Raw genomic sequence first — 22,190 nt, forward strand, 5'->3', positions numbered from 1 at the left:
CTGTTCCAGCTCGTCCAGATCATATAAATGGAACTGGCAGCACTCTGAACTCGATGCGGACAACCGTCAAAACACAGCAAAAGAGCCGCCCTTTTCAAGGCGGCTCTTTCAATGGGAGAGGTTATGGAGCAGTATTTGATCTATCTCAGAAAATCCAGGAAGGACCGGGAGTTAGAGTCCCAAACCGGGCAGTTCGACACCTTACAGCGCCACAGGGACACACTGACCACACTGGCGCAGGCGCGGGGCTACCACATTGCTCACATCTATGAGGAGGTGGTCAGCGGCGACACCATCGCGGACCGGCCGGAGATGCAAAAGCTCCTGTCCGCAGTGGAAACCGGGGCCTTTTCGGGCGTGCTGGTGATGGAGGTCCCCCGCCTGGCCCGCGGAAACACCCGGGATCAGGGCATGGTGGCGGAGACCTTTCAGTACAGCGGCACGAAAATCATCACACCGGAAAAAGTTTACGACCCCGCCGACGAGGCCGATGAGGAGTACTTCGAATTCGGCCTGTTCATGAGCCGCCGGGAATACAAGGCCATCAACCGCCGCCTCCAGCGGGGCCGCCTGGCCTCCTTAAATGAAGGTAAGTTCGTGGCCGGCACGGCCCCATACGGCTACCACAAGGTCAGGCTGTCCGGACAAAAAGGCTATACCCTGGCAATCGAGCCGGACCAGGCGGAGGTGGTGCGTGAGATTTTCCAGCTGTACGCCTGCGGCGATGCCGTGGGCGGAGCGCCGCTGAGCAGCGGCGACATTGCGCAATGGCTCAACGCCAGGGCCATCCCCTCCCCCGGCGGTGTCAAGTGGTCTGCTCCGTCGGTCCGGGATATCCTGAAAAACCCCACATATGCCGGATACCTGCGCTGGGGCCACCGACCGGACAAAAAGCAGATGGTGGACGGCAGCGTGGTGCTCACACGCCCGGTCAACCCGGAGGGCCTTCAGCGTAAGGGGCTCCATCCGGCCATCGTTTCACAGTCCCTCTGGTCCGCCGCCCGTTCGGCTATGGAAAGCCGCGCCCATGCTCCGGTCCCCGGCCCCAGGCGGCTTTCCAATCCACTGGCCGGCCTGGTGTACTGCTCTCTTTGCGGAAAGCCGCTGGTCCAGCTCCCCCAGGGCAGCCATGGCGCCCCCATGCTTGTCTGCCCCACAAAAAACTGCCCCACCGTGGGCAGCCGCCGGGATGTGGTGGAATCAGCGATCCTCCAGAGCCTCCAGTCCTACCTGAAGCACTGCCGGATCAGCATGACCGCCGGAGCAGAACACAGCGCATCCGCCATTCGTGAGTCCGAACATCAGCTTTCCAAAGTCCAGCGGAGTCTGGAAGTCCTCGCCATGCAGCGTGAGAGGCTCCATGATCTGGTAGAGCAGGGAGTCTATACCCAGGAGGTCTTCCTGGAGCGCTCCCGCAGCCTGAACCATCGGATCGCCGACGCCTCCTCCCGGGAACAAGCCCTCCGCCTCCAGCTCTGTGCCCTCCGTCAACCGGAGGCGGCACGGCGGCCTATGGAGAGCCAAAGCATTCTCCAGGTCTACAGCAGCCTGGAGACGGCGGGTGAAAAAAACACCCTGCTCAAAGCGGCGGTGGATCATGTGGTCTATTGGAAAAGCGTGGGTGGCCAGTGGCGGAAAAGCGATCTGAAGCTGTATATCTATCCAAAGCTCCGTGACACGGACCAGGGCCTATAACATGGTGGTTCCTATACAGCAGGCCCACCCATGGCGGTTTCACCCCTGCCCAATGTCCGGGCCGTCCTGGAATATGCGTTGACGGAAATTCCGCCGGAGAAGATTTTCCTGGGCATGTCCAACTACGGATATGACTGGCCTCTTCCCTTTGTGGAGGGCGTCACCCGGGCCACGTCACTTTCCAACCAGCAGGCCATCAACCTCGCCATTCAGTACGGCGTGCCCATTGAATACGACGATTGGGCACAGGCGCCTTACTTCACCTACTGGGACAGCGCGGGCACCGAGCACCAGGTGTGGTTCGAGGATGCCCGCAGCCAGGACGCCCGGCTGCGCCTGGTGGCTGAGTATGGCCTCAAGGGAGTGGGGTACTGGAACCTCATGCGTCCCTTTTCCCAGACCTGGCTGACACTCAATGCGCTCTATGACATAGCGGATATCCCACAAACGTAAAATGGACGGTTCAAAAGAACCGTCCATTTTACCGTATGATATAGAGAAAGGAGAGGGGAGAAATAGTATCTTAAACACCCGATTGATCCGTCCCCGCGGCGGTGTACCCCATCGCCGTTCCATCTGGGGAGGTTCCCAATCTCAGCGGGAAAGAGTCCTGCCTCTTTCCGCTTGGTTTATGGCTTCATCCTACCGTCCCAATTGCAGGAAGTCAAGGGCATTTCCATATCATTCACAATTTGTTTACACCCTTCCTGTTTTGGTAATCTTTTGTTCATATTCCATTCAAATTTACTGCGATTTTTCTTTTTTTCCGCACATCCTATTCGAAAACCATGTTCTGCACACTTTGTCGGAACTTGTCATCATTTTGTGTTTTCTTTCCCCTTCTCATCTGCTATACTCAACTTAGAAAGAAATTCACAAAGGAGAACTTAGTCAATGAAAAAGAGCCTCTTCATCCTATGTTTCCTCTGTTGCCTGACTTTGGCCGCCTGCGGAACCTCCGGTGCCTCGTCCTCCGGCGGCTCCTCCTCAGCCGGCAGTGGATCCGGTTCCTCTTCGCAGCAGGAGCCGGAGGAACCGATCCCTCCGGAAGAGCCGGTCTTTGACCTCTCCTCCGTCCAGTTGGTCAATTATGAAGGGGTGGTAGAGCACCTCTTTTTCCATCCGGTGGTCGCCTATCCGGAGCTGGCCTTTGACGGTGACAAGCAGTCCAACGGCATCGACGACTGGATGGTTACAGTGGACGAATACAATAAAATTCTCAGCAGCCTGTATGCAAACGATTATGTCCTGGTGGACATCAATCAGGTCTGGTCGGAATCCAAGGACGAATCCGGCAACCCCGTGATGGTCCGCAATGAGCTGATGGTTCCGGAGGGGAAAAAGCCCCTGATCCTCTCCTTTGATGACGTGAACTACTACCCTTACATGCTGGAAAACGGCTTCACCCATAAGCTGATCATCGGCGACAACGGCCAGCTCTGGAGCTACGGAAAAGACCCCCAGGGCGCCGAGGTGATCTCCCAGGACTTGGACGCCGTCACCATTTTGGACAAATTTGTCCGGGAGCATCCCGACTTTTCCCCCTACGGTGCCAAAGGCTGCCTGTCCCTAACCGGCTACTGCGGCATCTTAGGCTACCGGACCATGACGGAAAAGGAGGATACCTCCGCCGCCCATGAGGAAAACCGCCAGCGGGAGATTGAAGCGGTCAAGCCCATCATCGCCGAGCTCAAGCGCACCGGCTGGACCTTTGGCAGCCACACCTGGGGGCACGTCAACCTGACCGACCGGCCCTTGGAGGTGATCCAGGCCGACACGGAAAAGTGGATGAATGAAGTGGGTTCCCTGGTGGGTCCCACCAGCATTCTCTTCTACCCCCACGGTGCCCGGCCGGACGGCGACGACTGGCACCAGACGGGCCCCAAATTCCAGTACCTTCAAAGCAAAGGATTCCGGGTGTTCTGCTCCGTGGGTACGGAGAGCTTCAGTTATATCAAAAAGGATATCTGCGCTGTGATCTGCGACCGTCTGCACCCCGACGGCACCACGCTCCGCCACTCCCGGGACCGGTATCTGAAGTTCTATGACGCCAAGGACGTGATGGACGTCTCGGTCCGTCCCCAGCGGGAAATTGACTGGCAGTAACATCTGCATAAAAGGAGGATTTCTTATGACGGAACAAGCGCTCTGCGATGCCGCCATCGCCATGCTGGACCGGGCCTATTGCCCGTACTCCCATTTTGCCGTGGGTGCGGCCCTGGAGTGTTCCGACGGCACGGTATTCACCGGATGCAACATCGAAAATGCCGCCTATTCCCCTTCCATCTGCGCCGAGCGCACGGCGGTGGCCAAGGCGGTCAGTGAAGGCCATCGGGACTTTGTCCGCATCGCCGTGGCTGGCCGCGGCAGGGACTACTGCGTCCCCTGCGGCGTCTGCCGCCAGGTGCTCCTGGAGTTTGCTCCGGAGATTCAGGTCATCTGCATCAACGGTGCCGGGGAATCCAAATCTTTTTCCCTGAGAGAGCTGCTGCCCCACAGCTTTGATAGCTCCGCATTGCCGATTGACGTGTGAATCATGGCTGAAATCGCCTTCCCATCCTGAAAACAGTCAGCAGGAGCCGGCGCATCCAATGCGCCGGCTCCTGTTTGTTTCAGCGGTTTTTTCGGAAGTAGTCCTGGGTCAGCTTAATCACCACAGGCGACAACAGCAGCAAGGCGATCAGGTTGGGGATTGCCATCAGCCCATTGAGGGTGTCCGCGATGGCCCAGGCAAGATCCAGCTTCATGGTGGCGCCGATCACCATAAAAATGCAGAAGATCACCTGGTAGGGCTTGATGATCCCCGGCCCGAACAGGTACTCGGCGCAGCGGGTCCCATACAGGCCCCAGCTGAGAGTGGTGGAGAGGGCGAACAGGGTCAGGCCGATGGCAACCAGTACGCCGGCCGTCCTTCCCCCAAAGCTGGTGGTAAAGGCGCTGATGGCCAGATCCGCCCCGATGTCGCTTTGTCCGTAGGGCACCTTCACACCGCTGCACAGTACGGTCAGCGCCGTCAGGGTACAGATGACGATGGTGTCGGCAAACACCTCAAAGATGCCAAACAAGCCCTGCTGTACGGCATTATTGGTGTCCGCCGCGGCGTGGGCGATGGGTGCGGAGCCAAGGCCCGCTTCGTTGGAGAAAAGGCCCCGTCCAACGCCGCTTTTAATCACCTGGGCAATCCCGGTTCCCAACACGCCGCCCATCACGGCATCAGGGTTGAAGGCGCCTTCAAAAATAGAGAGGAACACCGGACCGATGTGCTGGGCATGGGTAACGATCACATAGAGCGAACCGGCGATGTATATGAGCGCCATCACAGGCACCAGCTTTTCCGTCACGCTGCCGATGCGTTTCAGCCCTCCCAGATATACCAGCGCCGCGATGATGGCCACAAGGATACCCACACCCAGGTATAACAGCTTGAGTTCTTCCTTAGAAAGCCCGATAAACTGGGTGAGCGCGGTGCCGATGGTGGTGGCAATGGTGTTGACCTGTGTCATGTTCCCAATGCCGAACGCAGCCAGGCAGCCAAAAGTGGCAAAAATTGCCCCCAGCCATTTCCACCCGGTGCCCAGTCCGTTTTTGATGTAGTACATGGGCCCGCCCACCCAGTCGCCCTTCCGGTTCCTCTCCCGATAGGAGATGGCCAAGGTGACCTCGGAGAATTTGGTGCACATGCCGAACAGGGCCGAAATCCACATCCAGAATACCGCACCGGGTCCGCCCAGCGCAATCGCGCCGCAGACGCCTGCAATGTTTCCTGTGCCTACTGTGGCGGCCAGCGCGGTGGTCAACGCCTGGACCGGAGTGACCGAGCCCGGCTTGGCCTTTGTCTTCTGGAAGCATTTTCCCACCGTATTTTTCATGGCATAGCCAAATTTTCGAATTTGCAGAAAATCGGTGCGGATGGTGAAATACACACCTGTGCCAACAATCAAAATCATCATGGGGACGCCCCAGACAAAGCCATTGACAATGTCGTTGATACTTTGAATCAGGTCTGCCATATTTCTTTCCCCTCTCTGCAGTCTCCCGCTGGAACTGCTTACATGATAATACTGGTTTTATGAAATCTAATCAATAGTTCCTCCAGGTTTTGTAAAAATTTTATGCATATTTAACGATGTTTCTGGAAAATTATGACTTATTCCATCAACTGATTCCTGTCACCTGTTCCCCAACTGCCGACCGGCCCGAAGCATTTGCCGCTGTCTGTTCCCCATCTTCCACTTCCAGCCCATTCTATGCGGTTTTATATGATCTTGCCTGCCTTTAGGCCGCTTTTCTTCTTGCATTTTGCAGAGAAACTGACTACAATAAATAAATTAAGGAAGCTTATCATAAAAGGAAGGATCAACATGACAAAAATAGATATTATCTCCGGTTTTCTTGGTGCTGGAAAGACCACTTTCATCAAAAAGCTGCTGAAAGAGGCCTATCAGGGCGAAAAGCTGGTGCTGATTGAGAATGAATTCGGCGAGATCAGCATCGACGGCGGATTTTTGAAGGATTCCGGAGTCCAGATCTCCGAAATGTCCTCTGGCTGCATCTGCTGCTCACTGGTGGGAGATTTTGGCCAGGCGCTGGAGGATGTGCAGAAGCAGTTCACCCCCGACCGGATTCTCATTGAGCCCTCCGGCGTGGGCAAGCTCTCCGACGTGATCCGCGCAGTGGAGCAAGTAGCTGCAAAGGACCCGGAGCTGAAGCTCAACAGCTATGTGACCGTGGCGGATGTGACCAAGTGCAAGGTCTATATGAAAAACTTCGGCGAGTTCTTCAACAACCAGGTGGAGAGTGCCGGCACCATCGTCCTCAGCCGCACCCAGAAAGCCTCCCCCGAAAAGGTGGAGGCCGCCGTGGAACTGCTGCGCCAGCATAACCCCGACGCCACCATCATCACCACGCCCTGGGATCAGTTGGACGGCGCCCAGATCCTCAAGGCGGTGGAAAAGGGCTCCCAGTCCTTCCACGATCTTTTGGAGGAGCATCTCCATGAAGAGGAACACGAGTGCTGTGATCACGAGCACCATGACCACGAGTGCTGCGGCCATGACTATGACGGGCATGATGAACATCATCACGAGCATGACCATCACTGTCAGGACCACGACGGCCACGATCACCACGATCACGAGTGCTGCAGCCACGATCACCACCATCATCACGCCGACGAGGTGTTCACCAGCTGGGGCCGCGAGACGCCCAGGCAGTTCACCGAAGGAGAGGTGGGGCAGATTCTGACGGCCCTGGATTCTGGCAACTACGGCAAGGTCCTGCGGGCAAAGGGAATTGTCCCCACCCCTGACGGCCGCTGGATTCACTTTGATCACGTGCCGGAGGAACAGCAGGTCCGCTATGGCTCGGCGGAATATACCGGCCGGCTTTGTGTCATCGGCTCGGAGCTGAATGAGGCAAAGCTTGCCGAACTCTTTGGAATCTGATAGGGGATCACAATGGACATTCCTGTTTACCTGGTCGCCGGCTTTCTGGATGCCGGCAAAACGAGATTTATCAACGGCACGTTGGAAGATGGCTTTGCCCGGGAGGACCGCACGCTGCTCATCTGCTGCGAAGAGGGCGAGGAGGAGTATGAGAAGGCGGCCCTGGACAATGTCACGGTCGTCACGGTGGAGGAGCAGGAGGAACTGACCTGTTCTTTTCTAAAGGAGTGCGAAAAAAAATACGCCCCCCGTCAGGTGATGATTGAATACAATGGAATGTGGCCCATGGAGACGCTGTATCGGGACATCCTTCCGGCCAATTGGATTTTGTATCAGATCATGACCTTTATTGACGCTGCCACATTTGAGGTGTACGCAAAAAATATGGGACAGCTGATGATGGAGAAGATCACCAACGCGGACATGATCGTTTTCAACCGCTGCACGGAGGAGCTGCGCGCCTCGCTGCGCAGGCGGAACCTGCGCATGGTGAACCGCCGGGCGGACATCTATCTCGAAAATGTGGACGGCAGCAGCGAGGACTACCTGACCGGCGACGAGTGCCCCTTTGACCTGAGCCAGGAGGTCATCGACATCCCGGATGATGATTTTGGCGTATGGTACGTGGACGTGATGGATCATCCGGAGCGGTACGATGGAAAAACGGTCCACCTTAAGGCCATGATGTGCCATTCCAAAAAGCTCAAGGGCGTTTCAGTGCCCGGCCGTTTTGCCATGGTCTGCTGTGAAAAGGACGTAACCTTCCTTGGGATTGTATGCAAGGGCGACTCCCTCAATGCCTATGAAAACAGGGATTGGATCGAGCTAACCGCCCAGGTGAAGGCGGAGAAGCACAAAGCCTACCGGGGCATGGGGCCGGTTCTCTATGCCATGGCTGTGGCGCCCTGTGAAAAGCCAGAGGAAGAAGTCGTCACATTCTAATACCATTTGTAGAATAAAGTCGTAAAAATACGTTTCGTTGTGGTTTTTACAGCGAAACGTATTTTTTTGCGCATTGCCTATCCAGCGGCCCAACTTGCAATTTCCCTTCAATCAGGTATAATAGGTCTATTCAACAATGGATGGAAGGTGCAGACTTTTTTGAACTTGAAACGACAAATTGGGTATTTACCCACATTCTTTTTGGTCGTGCTGCTCTCCGGCCTGGCCACAGGCCTGGTGCTCTGGATGCATCCGGTCAGCACCATGGCGATGATCAAATCCATGCTTATGAGGCAGCCCGTGCTGCTGCTTCTCAACTACCTGCCCCTGTTTCTGCTGATACTGGCCTTCACCTGCCTGCTGCGGAACGCCTTTTATGCCACCGGCCTGGTGGGCTTTGTCACCGCGCTGATGTCGGTGGCCAACCGCGTGAAAATCCAAATCCGGGACGAGCCGTTGGTTCCCCGGGATTTCGGCCTTTTGAAGGAGGCGGCGGACGCGGCGGGCAATTACGACCTTCGCCTGCCCTGGATGCTGATTGGCTGCGTGGTGGCTTTTGGAGCGATCATGGTGGCCCTGGGCATCTTTTTTCCCACAAAGGCCCCTGCCCGCCAGTATCTGGTGCGGCTCGCGGGATTTGCAGTGAGTGTCCTGGCCCTGCTGCTGAGCATCCGGTTTTTGTACAGCTCCTCCAACCTCTACAACTCCTTTTCCGTCACCAACCCCTATTATTTGACCAGCGTCAGCAATGAGCTGGGCTTCCCCTACTACTTCTGTTACCACTTCTCCACCTACCAGGTACAAAAGCCAGAGGGCTACAGCAAAGCCCAAGCCGCCGCCTGGGAGACGGGGGACACTGCCGGCGGGGGAAAAGACGTTCACGTCATTGTGGTGATGAACGAGGCCTTTTCCGACCTGACCAACTACGATGTCTTCCAGTACAGTGAGGAGGAGGATCCCCTGAAGACGTTCAACGCGCTGTGCGGGGGGGAAAATGCCGTTTCCGGCAAGGTAGTGGTTCCCGGCTATGCCGGCGGCACCGCCAACACGGAGTTCGATGTGGCCACCGGCATGCAGACCAACAACCTGCACACCACCTCCGCCTTCCGCTCCTTCAACCGGAACCTGGACAGCATCTTCCGTGTCTTTGGCGCCGACGGGTACCATACGGTCTTCATGCACCCCGGCGACGCCTGGTTCTATAACCGGCAGAATGTCTACCGCTGGCTGGGTGCCGACGAGATCCTCTTCAGCGCCGACTTTGTGGACAGCGTCAGCCGGGGCCGATGGGTCACGGACGATACGGTGGCTGAGAACATTATCTTGAAATTTGATGAGGCGGTGAATAACGATCAGACCTTGTTTGACTATGCCGTCACCATCCAGAACCACATGTCCTACACCGCCGACAAGTACGGGGAAAGCGGCCCCTATCCCGCTGTGCCGGTGGACCTGCCCCTCTCCGAGGAGGCGCAGACGCTTCTGAGCGTGTATATCGAGGGGTTGCGGGACGCCGACGCCATGCTGAAAAAGCTGACAGACCATTTTTCCGCTTCCGATGAGCCCGTGGTCCTGGTCTTCTTTGGGGACCATCTGCCGTATCTGGGGGATGACCGTCTCTGCTACCGGGAGCTGGGCCTCCCCATGGCGGACGACTCGGCGGAAAACTTCACCTCTTATGAAACCCCCTATCTCATTTGGTGCAACGACGCCGCTGCGGCGGAAGTCGAGTTGGATTCCCTGTCCCTGCCCGCGGACGGGCAGCTCAGCGCCTGCTACCTGGGTGCGGTGCTGCTGGAGCTGACTGGCCGTGGCGACGAATCGGCCTGGTTTTCCTATCTCAATGAACTGCGCCGCCAGGTGCCTGTCATGCAAAACGGCGTGTATGAGACCATAGACGGCACAGTTACCTCCTCTCCGGAGCAGATGGAGCTGATCTCCAAATATCTCAATTGGAGTTATTATAAGCTGAAGGATAAAAAGGTCAGCTGAAAGGAGAATCACATGCGAGAGCGAAGCCGCAGGATCGCGCTGTGCGGTATGCTGACAGCCCTGTCTGTCGTGATTCTGCTGTTGGGCGGCATTGTGCCTCTTGCCACATTCTGCTGCCCTATTTTGGCCATGCTGGTCCTGCTCCCCATCCACTTGGAGTATGGAACTCAAACCGGCCTGACCGTCTATGCGGCGGTCAGTGTACTGTCGATGCTGCTGGTTCCGGATTTGGAGGTCTCCCTGTTTTTTGTCTTCTTTGGCTTTTATCCCATCCTGCAGCCCCGGCTGAACCGCATCCGCCATGCCGCACCCCGCTTCCTTGCCAAACTACTGATCTGCAACGCCGCCATAGCCGGTATGTACGGCTGTCTCCTGTTCCTCTTCCGCGCCCCCGGCGCCTGGGAGGAGGTTTCCCAGTATTCTCTGCCCCTGATTATGATGTTCCTTGTCACGGCCAACCTCACCTTTTTTCTCCTGGATATCGCTTTGGGGCGGTTTTCCGTCATCTACCGCCTCCGCGTCCGAAGCTGGCTGTTTCGCCGCTAAAAAAGAAAAAAGAAGGCCCGGATTCAGAAGAATCCGGGCCTTCTTTTTGATGTTTAAAACGCCACTGCCTCTCCAGTCAGCTGCTCAATCCAACTTTTTGCCTCCGGATATCGGCGCATCAGCTCCTCCTTCACCCCATGCTCATAGCACTCCGGGGTAAAACCGGGGGCCATGGTGGTGCCAAGCAGGGCAAATTTGCCGCCCGGCAGCAGATGGGAGCCCTGCCAGGTGCCGGCACACACCAGGTGCTGGGGCGTCTGGCCCTGCTCCAGGTCAGTTCCCAACCGGGTGATGCGCTGCCTCCCGTCGGGCAGCAGCTCCACCAGTTCCACCGGGTCGCCCAGATAGAAGTGGTATACCTCATCTCCGGTCAGCTTGTGGAGGTGGGAGAAGGAGCGCTCTGTCAAAAAGTAGTAAATGGCGCTTCCGATGGGCTCGCCATCCGCGGTTTTTTCACAGGTATAAGTGCTGCGATACATGCCGCCCTCCCGGTCCAGGGGCTCTAACTTCAGGCGTTTGACAATCTCTTCTGCGTTCAGCATGATGATTCCTCACTTTCGTTGACCTGCCCTCACCATACCATGAATCCCCTGCATTCGTCAATTGTTTCCATGATTGACTAAATAGCGCTTCATAGTATAATGGGTTTAAGCCGCCCAGCGGCCCATTTATAAAAAGGAGAGGATATCAATGAGCAATCCTGTGGATAAAAGCGCTATCACCGGTCAAAACATCCGTCAATATCTGACCTGCCTTGCCCCCGGCGACGTGGGGGAGTATGTGCTGCTGCCCGGTGATCCCGCCCGCTGCGACCGCACAGCCAAGTACCTGAAAGACGCCAAGCTGGTGGCCAACAACCGGGAGCACCGCACCTTCACCGGAACCTATAAGGGCCTCACCGTGAGCGTCACCTCCACCGGCATGGGCTGCCCTTCCGCCGCCATTGCCACGGAGGAGCTGTGCAACGCCGGCGCAAAAGTGTTCATCCGCATCGGCTCTACCGCCGCCATCCAGGAAGGGATCCGGGTGGGAGACCTGATCGTCAGCACCGGCTCTATGAAAAATGAGGGCACTTCCCGCTTTTTTGTCCCGGACTCCTTCCCCGCCGTCCCGGACTTTGACCTGACGGCCCTGCTTCTCTCCACGGCCCGTGAGCTGTCTGAAACCTCCGTCCACTATGGCATCGGCTCCACCGACGACTCCTTCTATGGGGAGACGCCGGAATTCATCGACCGTCTGGTGAGCTATGGCTGCATCAATCTGGAGATGGAGGCCTCCGGCGTATTCACCGTGGCCCACCGCAAGGGCTGCCGCGCCGCCGCCATCTACGGCTGCTCTGCAAACCTGAAGACCAGCGAGCTCTACTATGCAGACGGCACGCCGGAATCCGGCAACCAAAAGCTGGTGGATGCCTGGGAGCAGGAGATTCAAATCGCCCTGGAGACTTTTTACCGCTTCCATCAGCAGCGGGGATAAGCGCTCCATGATAAAAGAAACGGCCCGGAGCAGGCAGCTCCGGGCCGTTATTTCTTATTCCACCCTGCTGCGGCATGCAACGGGGATTTCCTTTTCCCGTACCAGGCTGACGAAAATTCTGGCCAGGTCCGGGTCAAACTGTGTCCCAGCCCCCTGCTCGATCTGCTGGAGCGCATACTCCGTGGGCAGGCCGCTGCGGTAAGGCCGGTCCGTGGTCATGGCGTCGAACACGTCGGCAATGGCCAGGCAGCGGGCGGAGACCGGAATCTGCTTGCCCGCAATGCCCCGGGGATACCCGCGCCCATCCCACCGCTCATGATGCCCGATGGCGGCCGGGATCAGATAGTCCATATCCGGAAGATGGCGGATCATCTCAATGGAGTTGTTGACATGGGACTGCATGACCCGGAATTCCTCATCGCTGAGCTTACCCTTTTTGTTGAGGATATCCTCAGGAATGCTGATCTTACCGATGTCGTGGAGCAGTCCCGCCGAGTAGATCATCCGCACCTGCTCGTCATTGAAGCCGGCGGCAGTGGCCAGCATGGCCGCGTAATAGGCCACGTTCTTGCTGTGGTCGTAGGTGTAGTGGTCCTTGGCGTCAATTGCGGCAGTCAGCGCCGAAATCATGGACAGGGCGTTGCGGTAGACGTTGTTGTCCTCCCGCTCGATCTGTTCCACAACTGCGTTGGTCCGCTCCGTCAGCTTCTGCGGCAGCGCCTTTGCACCGCGGAACACGGAAATCCGGTTTTTCCCGCTGCGCTTTGCGCTGTAAACCGCCATGTCCACATTGTCCCGCAGTTCCTTGGCGGTGGCTGCCGCGTAGGGGGCGGCACAGATGCCGACGCTGACAGTAATGGCTTTTTTCTGGTTGTCCCGGTTGACCTGAGCGATGCGGCTTTGCATCTCCCGCGCCATGGTTTCGGCAGTCCGGGCATCGGTGCGGGGCAGCAGCGCGGCAAATACCTTTCCGCTGGTGCGGAACACCATCCCCCTCTCGCCAGTGCATTGCGAGATCACCGAGGCAACGGCACGCAGTGCCGCATCCCCCTCTGCCACACCGTAGAGCTGGTTATAGAGCTTAAAATCGTCGATGTCCAAGAACATCAGCGAGATGCAGTCGCCCTTGCAGGCGTTGAACTGCTCTGCCACCTTTTCCACAAAATAGCGGTAGTTGAACACATTGGTCAGGCTGTCAATCCTGGCCTCCCGAAACATCTTCTCATAGAGCCCCGCGTTTTTCATGGCAATGGAGGCCACTGAGCTGATGGTCTCCAGAAAGCTGATCTCCACATAACTGAAACTCCGGTTGCGGTCAGAGGCTGCCAGCAATATGAGCCCCACAATATCCTTGCCGTCCCGCATGGCAAACACGCAGTCGATGTTCAGCCTCCGGAAGAGGTCCTTCTCCTCCTCCCATACCGACAGATAGAGGGGGTTGCTTCGGAATTCCGACATGATGAGGTAGGGCTCCTGATCCCTCAAGTAGCTGATCTGGGGGCTGGTCCGGGAGATGGTAAAGGACAGCGACGCCAGAGGGCTGGAGCAGTACCGGGCGGCAAAGTGGTCTTTCTCCGCCAGGCAGATGTAAACCTGTTCGATGGGGATTTCCTCACGGATCGCATTCGCAAGCTTGGCCATGATCTCGCCGGTATCCAGCGTCTGGGTGGCGTCGGCGGTAAACTGTTTGAGCAGCTTGTTCTGCTGCTCCTCACGAGTAAAGATGGAGTCAATCAGCCGCTTGGTCAGCAGATAGGACATGGACAAGATCAGCGCAAAGAAGATGGCAACCACCGTGGTGGCGCTGCTGACAGCCATGCCGATGGACGTGGTTAAAAACTGTTCCAGAGGGGCAATCACATAAATGCTCGCCAACACACAGATGACAACCAGCACGATCATCAAAAGGCTGCGGGAGATCACCAGCGTCATGCGGAACATCCTCCGCTTGTAGAGGGCGGACATCAGCAAACAGGCAAAGCAGATTCCGGCCAGTGCGTCATAGGGGAAGGTGTTGCCTGGGATGCCGATCTGCATCAAGTTACCCACCAGCATCACCAGCCCGCCGATCACAATGACCCGGATGCCCGGGGAGTGGATGCCCTGTTCCCGGATGATCTGGAACAGCAGCTGCAGCGTGGAGATGATGATGGCCACGAACAGCACGCAGGGAATCAGGATGTGCCAGTTTGTGCTGTAGGTAAACACAGTGCCGCCGCTGGCCGTCACTGTCGGGGTGGGCGGGGCCAGGTAAAAGCCGCTGATGGTCCCGGGCCAGATGGCGATGGTCAGCACAGTCCAGAGGATCAGCATAAACTTTCCCCTCTGGCGGGAGAAGTTATGGACAAAAAGATAGAATAGCCACTCCAGGGAAAAGAGGGATACAATGGAAACGTAGTACCAAAATTCCATGCCGGGCCACATTTGCAGCCGCATGAGGATGGCGCCGCCGGACCACAGGATGCTGCCTGCCAACACCGCCATGAAGGCACGGATTTCCGGCGTCTTCTTCGCCGCCAGAAACGTTGTGAACATCAGCGCAAAACAGCTCAGCGCAATGGTGTTCACAAAAAGATACGGGATGGAGTGCGTCATCATATGTGATCCTCCCATACCTGCGCCTGGTACTTCAGCAGGCCGGTGATATCCAGCATACCCGGATTGATGCGGTAGAGCTTGTGCCCGGTCTGCTGTTCATAACCGGAAATGGTTCCGTACTTCAGGATGGTAATCTGAAGAGGCTCCATGTTCAGCAGCTTTTTCAAATCGCTGTAGTCGCTGTCAAAATATTTAAAATAGACCGTGAGATGCTCGGTCAGAACCTGACGCGTCGTCACATCGTCCACCTGAGCCTCCGGCGTGATCTCCACATACATGTGCAAAAAGGGGTTGCCCTGGGCGTCAAACTCCTTTTTCATCACCCAGTCGCCGATCCCCAGCTTGGACAGATGGATCACCTCTTCCACAGAGGAGGCCGTAATCCGGGTGAATCCCGCAATGTCGATCACGTCGGGAACCCGGTCCACAAAGGAAAAACGGGGCAGTTCGCCCTTTCCGCCCCGAAGGCAGTGGTAGGTGTCGCCGATCCGGTAGCGCATAAACGCGCCGCCGTGGAGTACACTGATCACCAGCTCGTAGGTTTCCCCCGCGCACACCTCGTCCATCAGGCAGGTCCTGGGCTGATAGGTCTCATCCGCCCGGTTCCTGCGCATCTCCTCCTCGGGGATGAACTCATAGAAGCAGGCGTCCGGAAAGAACACCATCCCATTGCGCTCCCACGTCTCAGCGCCCAGGCAGGTGGACTCGGTTCCGGCAGCCAGTTCCAGGGGAACCGTCCCCCAGGCCGCGCTCAGGCGGTCCCGGTAACAGCGTGCGTCCGTCCCGGCATAGAAGAGGGCCTTCAGGTGGAAAATATCCCCGGGCACCACGCTGCGCCCGTCCCTGTGGCTGATGTATTTGGCCCTGACATAGCGCAGGGCGTGTTTGACGGAGATGTTCAGCTTTCCGCCGCTGCCGCCTTTTCCAAAGCTCTCTGTAATATAGTTGGCCACGCTGCCGATCCCAAAAAAGAAATCCACGCCGCCGCTCATGGCCATGGAGAACCCCTTCTTGATCCGCTGGCTGAAGCTCAGGTCGGAGTGGGCGTTGGAATCGGGCAGCCAAGTAAATTCAATGTCCTCGTCAAATAGAGACGGCATCAGCCCCGTGGCATAGGGCAGCGGCGCGCCCCCGTACAGGATGCGGTCACCCCGCTTCAAATCAAAATCGCCTTTCCTCCTGCTGGTGGCCATCATCATCACCGACAGCAGGTTGTGGCGGTAGCAGTCCAGCATCCCTCTGGTGTAGGGTGCCAGCTTGATGGGCCGCAGGCCTCCCTCCCAGGTGGTTTGGATCCAGACCGCGGGTTCACTGCAGAGCATGTCCGACCGCCGGGGCAGCAGCACATCGGCGTAGTCCGCATAGGTAGTGAGGGGCATCGTGTCCCGCAGCTCCTCAATGCTGCCTGGTTTCTTGCCGTCTAACAGCTTCCGCCCCAGGGGGCTGTTGGACCACACCCGAAGCTGCTCCTCCATCAATCGGCGCTGGGTGTACATATACTCGTCCACGGACATGTCCAAAAAGCCGCAGTATTCCCGCCAAAGCTGCTCCTTACTGCATTTTTTCAACCGCTCCTGAAACTTCATGGGACACACCCCTTTTTCTCTTAATCTCCTTTGTTAGGCGCCAGAAACGCTCGGATGCTGTCAGCGGAGGGCACCAAAAAAGGCGTCCTTTTCTGATACGCATCATATCCTTCCAGCAGCACCGGAAACACACACCGGTCCTCGTAAACCACCAAAAGCACATCCAGCAGGCTGTACACCGCCACACACAAAAGCGGTAAGCCGCAGGAAAGCCACAGACAGAACAGCAATCCGATCATCCACAAAACGCCGGGATGGCGGCAGAGCGCATAAACGCCCCCGGTCAGCGCAGCCCGCTTTGCACCCGGCTCGCCGTAAGAGGCGCCGGCCGGCAGAGCAAAAAACAGCGAGTAGGCTTCCAGCGCCAAAAATGCAAGCACCGCGGCAGCAGCCACGATTCGCCAGGCCCCGGTAAGCGGCGCCGCTCCGAAACGGCTCCCTGCCGCAACCGCTGTGCAAAAGAGAACCGCCCCGGCTGGAAACAGCCAGCAAAGGCGCTTGTCACCCCGGTGCAGATCGTTCCAGTCACTGAGGAAGAAGAAGGCAAATCCCAACGTGCCAAGCAGGATCATATCCTTTCCTCCTCTTCCCCACTTCCGGTGTAAGCGGGTCATCTCTGCAACTTCCAAGAATCTACTAATTCATATTATGTATACCAATTATATATATTATATGATAAATTTTGTGCGAGTTCAACAAATATCACACGGTGAATTTTCACAAATCGGACGATAACTTGACCAATCACAAGATATGGGAATCCTTTTCTTCCTGTTCCCCAAGAGTTGGGCGTCACTATTTTCTAATTTGGTATTTTTTTCAAATCAATTTATAAGCCACCTTTTCTGTTTCAAATTGTTTGGTAATTTTGACGACATCCTGAATTCTTTGCCATTCCAAAGCATTTTGACTAATGATTCAATTTCAAAAATTTGACAGCAATTTAGGCTTTGCCTTATAATAAGCACATATGTCTCGACCCCGACTGCTAAAGGATATCCCAATCATTTCACATTCTCCCCATCAAATTGTCGGCATGGCATCCAAACCCCTTTGAACAAGAATTGCCCTCCTGTTCGAGCTCCGATATCCATTCTCCATCAGTCTTCCGGGCTCTTACAAGAGGACAAGTCGTGCAGCCAGATAGGCATACAGTGTCCATTTTGTGTAATATATTAACTATAATATCTGATATATTGTAGCTAATCTCATTTTGTCTTTGCCAAATCACGTCCTGAGGTGATGAACATGCGAAAAATCCGATACAATTCCCCAGTGGTGCTGACCTTTGCACTGCTCTCCATGGCAGCGCTCCTTTTGAATCGGCTTACCGCCGGCTGGACCAACGCGTACCTGTTCAGCGTATACCGCAGTTCCCTGGCGGATCCTCTTTTTTACTTCCGCCTCTTTGGCCATGTATTGGGACATGCCAATTGGGCCCACTACAGCGGGAATATGGTTCTGCTGCTGCTTACCGGCCCCATGCTGGAGGAGAAATACGGAAGCCGCCGCGTTGCAGCGGTCATCGCCATTACCGCCCTGGTCACCGGGCTGACGGAGGTCCTTTTCTTCCCCGGAACGGCTTTGTTAGGTGCCTCTGGAGTGGTGTTTGCCTTCATCCTGCTCTCCTCTGTCACCGGGAGTGGGCGGGATGGAGTCCCTTTGACCCTGATTGTGATTGCAGTCATCTACTTGGGTGGCCAAATCTATGAGGGCATCACCCAGCAGGACAATGTGTCTCATCTGACCCATATCCTGGGCGGCGTCATCGGCGGCGGAGCCGGCCTGGCCCTGCGGCCAAAAAAATAAAACAAAAAAGAGCGCGCGGAACCATCCGCGCGCTCTTTTTGCTCAGTTCAGGCGAACCTCTTTGGCCTTCTCCGGCTCAAAGTACCCCTTCATGTCGTACTTGTTGTAACCGGAGTAGTCGGACAGAACCCGGCCCTCCAGAGAATAGCTACGGATGAACCGCTTGCCGTCCACAGAGGTCCAGTTCTCAGCATCCCAGCTGAGATAGCCGTCCTCGTCGCTCTTTTTCTCGGCAAAGATCAGGTCGACCTGCCGATTGTGGTTAGCCACCAGGTCAATGAGCTCCTCGGTGGTCAAATCCTTTTCGCATTTTTCAATGACGTCGTTGACTTTCATATGCTCGCTTCCTTCTTTTAGCCCACATATCCGGCCTTCTGGAGAATCTCCAGGGCCTTGGCATGGTTGGCCTCACTCATCATTACCAGGGGACCGGTGCAGCCCATGCCGGACTCAGCATAAATGCCGGCCTTCCACAGGGCTTTCACGGCGTCCTCCAGATCCATGACCTCGATGCCAGGGATGCTGGCGGTGACAGGTTCTGCGGGAGGCGCCTTGACCTCTTCCTCCTCAGCAGCAGGCTTGGCCGCAGCCTTGCGGGCCTCCAGGATTTTGCTCAATCCCGCTTTTTCTGCCTTGGCAAACTCCTCGGCCGCAACCTGGAACACCTTGCCCCGCACCAGCTGGGCGGCAAATTCCAGAGCGTTGGCAATCAAGGGTGCGCCGGAAGCGCGGGAGATGATGAGGATCAGCTTTTCGTAGCCCTTTCCGATGCCGGGGCCGTAGCCGTATCCCGTGGCTTCAAAGCTGCCGCCGGTGGTGTAGGCGGAGAGCATCTTGATCAGCACGTTGCCGGTCAAAGAATCGGTGACCATGACGTCGGGTGTACCCTGCAGCACATCGTTGCCGCGCATGACAGCGCCGCCGTCGGCCCGTGCGGAGTTTGCGAACTGGAACTCATAGCCGCCCTCCTGCAGCTGCTTAAGGGCCATCTCGGTCTGGCGGGCGCCGTCCACATTCAGGATGCCCACGGTGGGATTCTGGACGCCGGATGCCTTGGCCGCGATGATGCCGTAAACGGCATTTTTGATCATACCCTCAATGCGGTCGGCGCTGGAGGTACCAGTGGTGTTGGCCACAAACATCTCCTTGCCCTTGGCAGGGGTAACGACCCGGCCCACGGTGGAAACACCGATGGGGAACGGGAAATGCATGGTGACCGCGCCGTCCACCTCGTGGTTTTCCACCATCTGCTCCATCTTCTTGTGGCCCTCGTCCTCATCCGCCACTTTGACGGTGGTGACGCCTTCCGCCTCCAGAGTGCCGATGTAGTACACATCCACACCGCGGGCGGCAGCCATCTTGGCGGCGGCCATGGCGTTTTCCTCGCCATGCTCGCTGCCCATGCCGGTCAGGGCAATCTTGGGGCGGACGCCGTAGGAACCGTTTTCCAGGCCCTCAGCCATCTCCAAGAATGCCTTGGCAATGGTTTTTTCCAAATTACTCATGCTTTGCCTCCCTTATTCGGCCTGAGCCATCAAAGTGGCGGCAAACTCCTTCATGGCCTTGGCAATCATGCCCTTGACCTCTTCCTCACTGACGCCGGCATTGTCGCCCTCGCCGGAGTTCTTCTGAATTACAAAGGAGACGCCGTCAAAGAGGTTGGTCATGCGGCCCAGGAACAAAGACCCCTTGCCGATGATCATCACACGCTGGATGGCGCCGGCCAGGATATCCTCACGGGCAAAGCCGATGTAAGGAACGCCAGAGGGGATGTGGCCCTGGGTGGGAGCCCAGCCGGTGAGGCCGTGCTCGACGGTGAACTTGGCCAGGTCCGTCTTGGCGATGTCGCCCCGCTTGACAGCCAGAGCAGCGATCATCTTGTAGTTGGCCAGAGGCACGTCACCAGCGCCGGCGGGCTTGGTGATGTCGGGGTTCTGCATCTCGGGGGAGAACTTGTCGATGTCAGTGACCTTCAGGCCGGCGCGCTCCAGCGGCTCAGTGACCAGGGAGCCGATGACAGCCTGAGGAGCGGATCCGGTGCCCACCGTGTGGCGGCCCAGGATTTCCAGGTTGATCTCAGGGTTCACGCCGTCATTCTGGGTGACCACGACGGCGAATCCGCCCACCATGTCCTCCAGGATGGGCAGGCCCTTCTTCACGTGGTCCTTGCCGTTCATGCCCAACTTGGCGGTGCAGCCGCCAGCGGTGACGATGACGGTCTTATAGGCGCCGGACTCCACCAGAGCGGCAGCCTCAATCATAGCGTGGGAAGGACCGGCGCAGAATCCGCGGGCGTCAGAACCGGTGGCGCAGCTCAGTCCAGCAATCTCAGCAGCAGCCTTGGCAAAGTTGCCGCCGCCGCGCTGGTTCATATCGCCGCAGGCCTCTTCGCAGCAGTCAATGACGTACTCCACCTCATCCTTGCTGATTCCGGCGTTCTTCACGGCAGACAGCAGGGCCAGCACGGAAGATGCCTTGGAGACAATGTTTTCGTGCATCACATGGGCGGACAGGTTCACGTCGATGTCGTGGGCGCGGTTGACGCAGCCCACCAGCTTGTCGTGATGGTAGAGGCCCTCGGAGTGCTCCTCGGCCACCAGGCGGGCAACCTCGGCGCCATCTACGCCGTCGTTGATGCGGGCCATAATGGTCTCGTCGATCAGGGGATTGGCAGCCAGGGCGGCCTTATGCTCAGCCACAAAGTCCTTATCCATCTTCACCAGGTCAAAGACGTCGCAGGCCTGCATTAGAAGCAGGAACTCCTCCTGGGGCATGATCTGGCCGAACTTGCCATAGCGCTCGCTGACGTCGCAGGTCTTGTCATGCCAGGGCTGCTCCACACCCGCCAGGTCCTCGGGGGTCTTGTTGCCGATGTAGACCTGGTTGGGCCAATAGCTCAGGGTCTGCTCAAAGCTGCGGATGTGGCTGGGCAGTTCCTTGAGGTAGTCACCGTCGGGATTGACGATGCGTTCGGTGGTTTGGGTGGTGCCATTGTGAATCACCATGTCGGGCGTATGTACCAGGATATAGCCCGCGCCTTTGATAACACTCTTCATAAGAAAATCGTCCTCTCTGCATTTTCAAAAATGTAGTTCATCGCCATGGATCATTGCAGCAGTGCTGCGTCCTACGAGTGCGGCCTTCTGCGATCATCCACATCGACGCAGAATGCGCCTAAAAGACGGACAGAGGCGGCGGCTGAAGCCGCCGCCCCCAAGCTCAGTCATTAGCCCAAATACTTGCAGTACTGATCGCGAATGGCGCTCATCTCGCTGATGATATCATCCACATCCAGAACCATCTCCATCATGGAGACCTGCTCCTCGTAGACCGCCTCGTCAAACTCAGCCTTCACTTCAGGCTCGCACACGTGGTAAACCGTGAGTCCCAACTGGACTCCTGTCAACGGACCGGCATAAGTCGGGTCACCATTGGTGACCGTCTCAGCAGCCAAGCCGGAAGCCTCGCCCTCAGCAGCACCCAACAGAACGACAACGTTCTCAGGGCCATACTGCTCAGCGAACTCCTTGACTCGCTTCTGATTTTCCAGATCCATTGCACCAGCGGCGGTTCAGACGAAGCACTCCGTCGAGGAAAACACGACCTCAGCTCCAGCGCTCACAGCGCAAGCCTCGATGGCCTGACCGGGAATGCCGTCGCGGTCACCGATGATGATGACCTTTTTGCCAGCTAAAATGCTCATGTCTCTTTTCCTCCTTTGCAATGAATTTATAGAAAGCTGCTCAGCAGCGTTCTACCGCTTGGTTGCGCCATCACTTAGATGTGGCGCTTGATCATGGCCTCGACGTTCTCGGGGGTAGCGTCGTCCTTGACACAGGAATCGATCATCGCGCCGTTTTCATAGATGGCGATGACGGGCAGGCCCAGGATCTTCTGGCCGATGGCCAGGCGGCGCGCCTTGGTGGTGTTCAGGGCGCAGAACTTCAGCTTATCGCCGTAGGTCTCGGCAAAGCCGTGGACGTGGGGCATCAGGGCAGCGCAGGGCACGCAGCCGTCGCCGTAGAAGTCCACCAAGACCTTACCGCTGGCCTGAAGCACTTCGGCCTCAAAAGTATTCTTATCAACTTCCAGCATAACTCTC

General features: G+C 57.0%; 20 protein-coding genes. 10 read left to right on the plus strand and 10 right to left on the minus strand.

Going from position 1 to position 22,190, the window contains the following annotated elements; genetic code table 11:
* The first annotated feature begins 111 nt into the window (after positions 1-111).
* The 4 genes from H8790_RS09710 (at position 112) to cdd (ending at position 4,228) form a co-directional block, all read left to right on the plus strand.
* Entirely contained in the window at positions 112-1,695 is a 1,584-nt protein-coding gene (locus H8790_RS09710; protein ID WP_187332332.1) for a recombinase family protein, read from the plus strand.
* A gap of 30 nt (positions 1,696-1,725) precedes the next feature.
* Positions 1,726-2,148 carry a glycosyl hydrolase family 18 protein gene (locus H8790_RS09715; protein ID WP_187332333.1) on the plus strand — a complete coding sequence of 141 codons (423 nt, stop codon included), beginning with the start codon at positions 1,726-1,728 and terminating at the stop codon, positions 2,146-2,148.
* Positions 2,149-2,589: 441 nt separating this feature from the next.
* Positions 2,590-3,801, plus strand: coding sequence for a polysaccharide deacetylase family protein (locus H8790_RS09720; RefSeq protein ID WP_187332334.1), 1,212 nt, complete (start codon positions 2,590-2,592; stop codon positions 3,799-3,801).
* A gap of 25 nt (positions 3,802-3,826) precedes the next feature.
* Entirely contained in the window at positions 3,827-4,228 is a 402-nt protein-coding gene (cdd, locus tag H8790_RS09725; protein WP_187332335.1) for a cytidine deaminase, read from the plus strand.
* Between the two features lie 79 nt (positions 4,229-4,307).
* Here the strand turns inward: cdd and H8790_RS09730 are convergent, their stop codons facing one another.
* Entirely contained in the window at positions 4,308-5,705 is a 1,398-nt protein-coding gene (locus H8790_RS09730; RefSeq protein ID WP_187332336.1) for an alanine/glycine:cation symporter family protein, read from the minus strand.
* A 351-nt stretch (positions 5,706-6,056) separates the two neighbouring features.
* Here H8790_RS09730 and H8790_RS09735 point away from each other — a divergent pair, with 351 nt between their 5' ends.
* From H8790_RS09735 to H8790_RS09750, 4 genes are all read left to right on the plus strand, one after another.
* The gene (locus H8790_RS09735) at positions 6,057-7,139 is read left to right on the plus strand and encodes a CobW family GTP-binding protein (RefSeq protein ID WP_187332337.1); all 1,083 of its coding nucleotides are present in this window, start codon (positions 6,057-6,059) and stop codon (positions 7,137-7,139) included.
* A gap of 12 nt (positions 7,140-7,151) precedes the next feature.
* Positions 7,152-8,081: a TIGR03943 family putative permease subunit gene (locus H8790_RS09740; RefSeq protein WP_187332338.1), complete on the plus strand. Its 930-nt coding sequence runs from the start codon at positions 7,152-7,154 to the stop codon at positions 8,079-8,081.
* A gap of 159 nt (positions 8,082-8,240) precedes the next feature.
* Positions 8,241-10,073 carry an LTA synthase family protein gene (locus tag H8790_RS09745; protein ID WP_243208481.1) on the plus strand — a complete coding sequence of 611 codons (1,833 nt, stop codon included), beginning with the start codon at positions 8,241-8,243 and terminating at the stop codon, positions 10,071-10,073.
* Positions 10,074-10,085: 12 nt separating this feature from the next.
* Positions 10,086-10,619, plus strand: a complete 534-nt coding sequence (locus H8790_RS09750; protein ID WP_187332339.1) for a hypothetical protein — start codon at positions 10,086-10,088, stop codon at positions 10,617-10,619.
* A gap of 53 nt (positions 10,620-10,672) precedes the next feature.
* On the opposite strand, the gene H8790_RS09755 is transcribed toward H8790_RS09750, so the two are convergent.
* Entirely contained in the window at positions 10,673-11,161 is a 489-nt protein-coding gene (locus tag H8790_RS09755) for a cupin domain-containing protein (RefSeq protein ID WP_187332340.1), read from the minus strand.
* A gap of 148 nt (positions 11,162-11,309) precedes the next feature.
* On the opposite strand from H8790_RS09755, the gene H8790_RS09760 reads away from it, so the two are divergent.
* Complete coding sequence (locus tag H8790_RS09760) at positions 11,310-12,095, plus strand: nucleoside phosphorylase (protein ID WP_187332341.1); 786 nt, start codon at positions 11,310-11,312, stop codon at positions 12,093-12,095.
* Between the two features lie 54 nt (positions 12,096-12,149).
* Here the strand turns inward: H8790_RS09760 and H8790_RS09765 are convergent, their stop codons facing one another.
* From H8790_RS09765 to H8790_RS09775, 3 genes are read right to left on the minus strand one after another with little or no spacing between them, the layout of a single operon-like run.
* Positions 12,150-14,693 (minus strand): HD domain-containing phosphohydrolase, encoded by a 2,544-nt coding sequence (locus H8790_RS09765; protein ID WP_187332342.1) that lies wholly within the window; start codon positions 14,691-14,693, stop codon positions 12,150-12,152.
* On the minus strand, positions 14,690-16,279 hold the full coding sequence (locus tag H8790_RS09770) for a GH3 domain-containing protein (protein ID WP_187332343.1): 1,590 nt from the start codon (positions 16,277-16,279) through the stop codon (positions 14,690-14,692). Before H8790_RS09770 ends, H8790_RS09765 begins: the two co-directional genes overlap by 4 nt.
* Positions 16,280-16,299: 20 nt before the next feature.
* Complete coding sequence (locus H8790_RS09775) at positions 16,300-16,851, minus strand: hypothetical protein (protein ID WP_187332344.1); 552 nt, start codon at positions 16,849-16,851, stop codon at positions 16,300-16,302.
* A 676-nt stretch (positions 16,852-17,527) separates the two neighbouring features.
* On the opposite strand from H8790_RS09775, the gene H8790_RS09780 reads away from it, so the two are divergent.
* Positions 17,528-18,088, plus strand: a complete 561-nt coding sequence (locus H8790_RS09780; RefSeq protein ID WP_187332345.1) for a rhomboid family intramembrane serine protease — start codon at positions 17,528-17,530, stop codon at positions 18,086-18,088.
* Positions 18,089-18,130: 42 nt separating this feature from the next.
* On the opposite strand, the gene H8790_RS09785 is transcribed toward H8790_RS09780, so the two are convergent.
* From H8790_RS09785 to trxA, 5 genes are all read right to left on the minus strand, one after another.
* The gene (locus H8790_RS09785) at positions 18,131-18,424 is read right to left on the minus strand and encodes a hypothetical protein (RefSeq protein ID WP_187332346.1); all 294 of its coding nucleotides are present in this window, start codon (positions 18,422-18,424) and stop codon (positions 18,131-18,133) included.
* Positions 18,425-18,441: 17 nt separating this feature from the next.
* Entirely contained in the window at positions 18,442-19,593 is a 1,152-nt protein-coding gene (gene grdD / locus H8790_RS09790) for a glycine/sarcosine/betaine reductase complex component C subunit alpha (protein ID WP_187332347.1), read from the minus strand.
* Between the two features lie 12 nt (positions 19,594-19,605).
* Positions 19,606-21,144 (minus strand): glycine/sarcosine/betaine reductase complex component C subunit beta, encoded by a 1,539-nt coding sequence (gene grdC, locus H8790_RS09795; protein WP_187332348.1) that lies wholly within the window; start codon positions 21,142-21,144, stop codon positions 19,606-19,608.
* 170 nt (positions 21,145-21,314) lie between these two features.
* Positions 21,315-21,791 carry a glycine/sarcosine/betaine reductase complex selenoprotein A gene (gene grdA, locus H8790_RS09800; RefSeq protein ID WP_187332349.1) on the minus strand — a complete coding sequence of 159 codons (477 nt, stop codon included), beginning with the start codon at positions 21,789-21,791 and terminating at the stop codon, positions 21,315-21,317.
* A 74-nt stretch (positions 21,792-21,865) separates the two neighbouring features.
* Positions 21,866-22,183, minus strand: a complete 318-nt coding sequence (gene trxA, locus H8790_RS09805) for a thioredoxin TrxA (RefSeq protein ID WP_187332350.1) — start codon at positions 22,181-22,183, stop codon at positions 21,866-21,868.
* Positions 22,184-22,190: the final 7 nt, after the last annotated feature.

The sequence above is a fragment of the Oscillibacter hominis genome, assembly GCF_014334055.1.
GTDB classification, from domain to species: Bacteria; Bacillota; Clostridia; order Oscillospirales; family Oscillospiraceae; genus Oscillibacter; species Oscillibacter hominis.

What these genes read in the sequence shown, in the direction of transcription:
- H8790_RS09710 (WP_187332332.1), top strand. Translation starts at nt 112, where the DNA reads ATGGGAGAGGTTATGGAGCAGTATTTGATCTATCTCAGAAAATCCAGG.
- H8790_RS09715 (WP_187332333.1), top strand. Translation starts at nt 1,726, where the DNA reads ATGGCGGTTTCACCCCTGCCCAATGTCCGGGCCGTCCTGGAATATGCG.
- H8790_RS09720 (WP_187332334.1), top strand. Translation starts at nt 2,590, where the DNA reads ATGAAAAAGAGCCTCTTCATCCTATGTTTCCTCTGTTGCCTGACTTTG.
- cdd (WP_187332335.1), top strand. Translation starts at nt 3,827, where the DNA reads ATGACGGAACAAGCGCTCTGCGATGCCGCCATCGCCATGCTGGACCGG.
- H8790_RS09730 (WP_187332336.1), bottom strand. Translation starts at nt 5,705, where the DNA reads ATGGCAGACCTGATTCAAAGTATCAACGACATTGTCAATGGCTTTGTC.
- H8790_RS09735 (WP_187332337.1), top strand. Translation starts at nt 6,057, where the DNA reads ATGACAAAAATAGATATTATCTCCGGTTTTCTTGGTGCTGGAAAGACC.
- H8790_RS09740 (WP_187332338.1), top strand. Translation starts at nt 7,152, where the DNA reads ATGGACATTCCTGTTTACCTGGTCGCCGGCTTTCTGGATGCCGGCAAA.
- H8790_RS09750 (WP_187332339.1), top strand. Translation starts at nt 10,086, where the DNA reads ATGCGAGAGCGAAGCCGCAGGATCGCGCTGTGCGGTATGCTGACAGCC.
- H8790_RS09755 (WP_187332340.1), bottom strand. Translation starts at nt 11,161, where the DNA reads ATGCTGAACGCAGAAGAGATTGTCAAACGCCTGAAGTTAGAGCCCCTG.
- H8790_RS09760 (WP_187332341.1), top strand. Translation starts at nt 11,310, where the DNA reads ATGAGCAATCCTGTGGATAAAAGCGCTATCACCGGTCAAAACATCCGT.
- H8790_RS09765 (WP_187332342.1), bottom strand. Translation starts at nt 14,693, where the DNA reads ATGATGACGCACTCCATCCCGTATCTTTTTGTGAACACCATTGCGCTG.
- H8790_RS09770 (WP_187332343.1), bottom strand. Translation starts at nt 16,279, where the DNA reads ATGAAGTTTCAGGAGCGGTTGAAAAAATGCAGTAAGGAGCAGCTTTGG.
- H8790_RS09775 (WP_187332344.1), bottom strand. Translation starts at nt 16,851, where the DNA reads ATGATCCTGCTTGGCACGTTGGGATTTGCCTTCTTCTTCCTCAGTGAC.
- H8790_RS09780 (WP_187332345.1), top strand. Translation starts at nt 17,528, where the DNA reads ATGCGAAAAATCCGATACAATTCCCCAGTGGTGCTGACCTTTGCACTG.
- H8790_RS09785 (WP_187332346.1), bottom strand. Translation starts at nt 18,424, where the DNA reads ATGAAAGTCAACGACGTCATTGAAAAATGCGAAAAGGATTTGACCACC.
- grdD (WP_187332347.1), bottom strand. Translation starts at nt 19,593, where the DNA reads ATGAGTAATTTGGAAAAAACCATTGCCAAGGCATTCTTGGAGATGGCT.
- grdC (WP_187332348.1), bottom strand. Translation starts at nt 21,144, where the DNA reads ATGAAGAGTGTTATCAAAGGCGCGGGCTATATCCTGGTACATACGCCC.
- trxA (WP_187332350.1), bottom strand. Translation starts at nt 22,183, where the DNA reads ATGCTGGAAGTTGATAAGAATACTTTTGAGGCCGAAGTGCTTCAGGCC.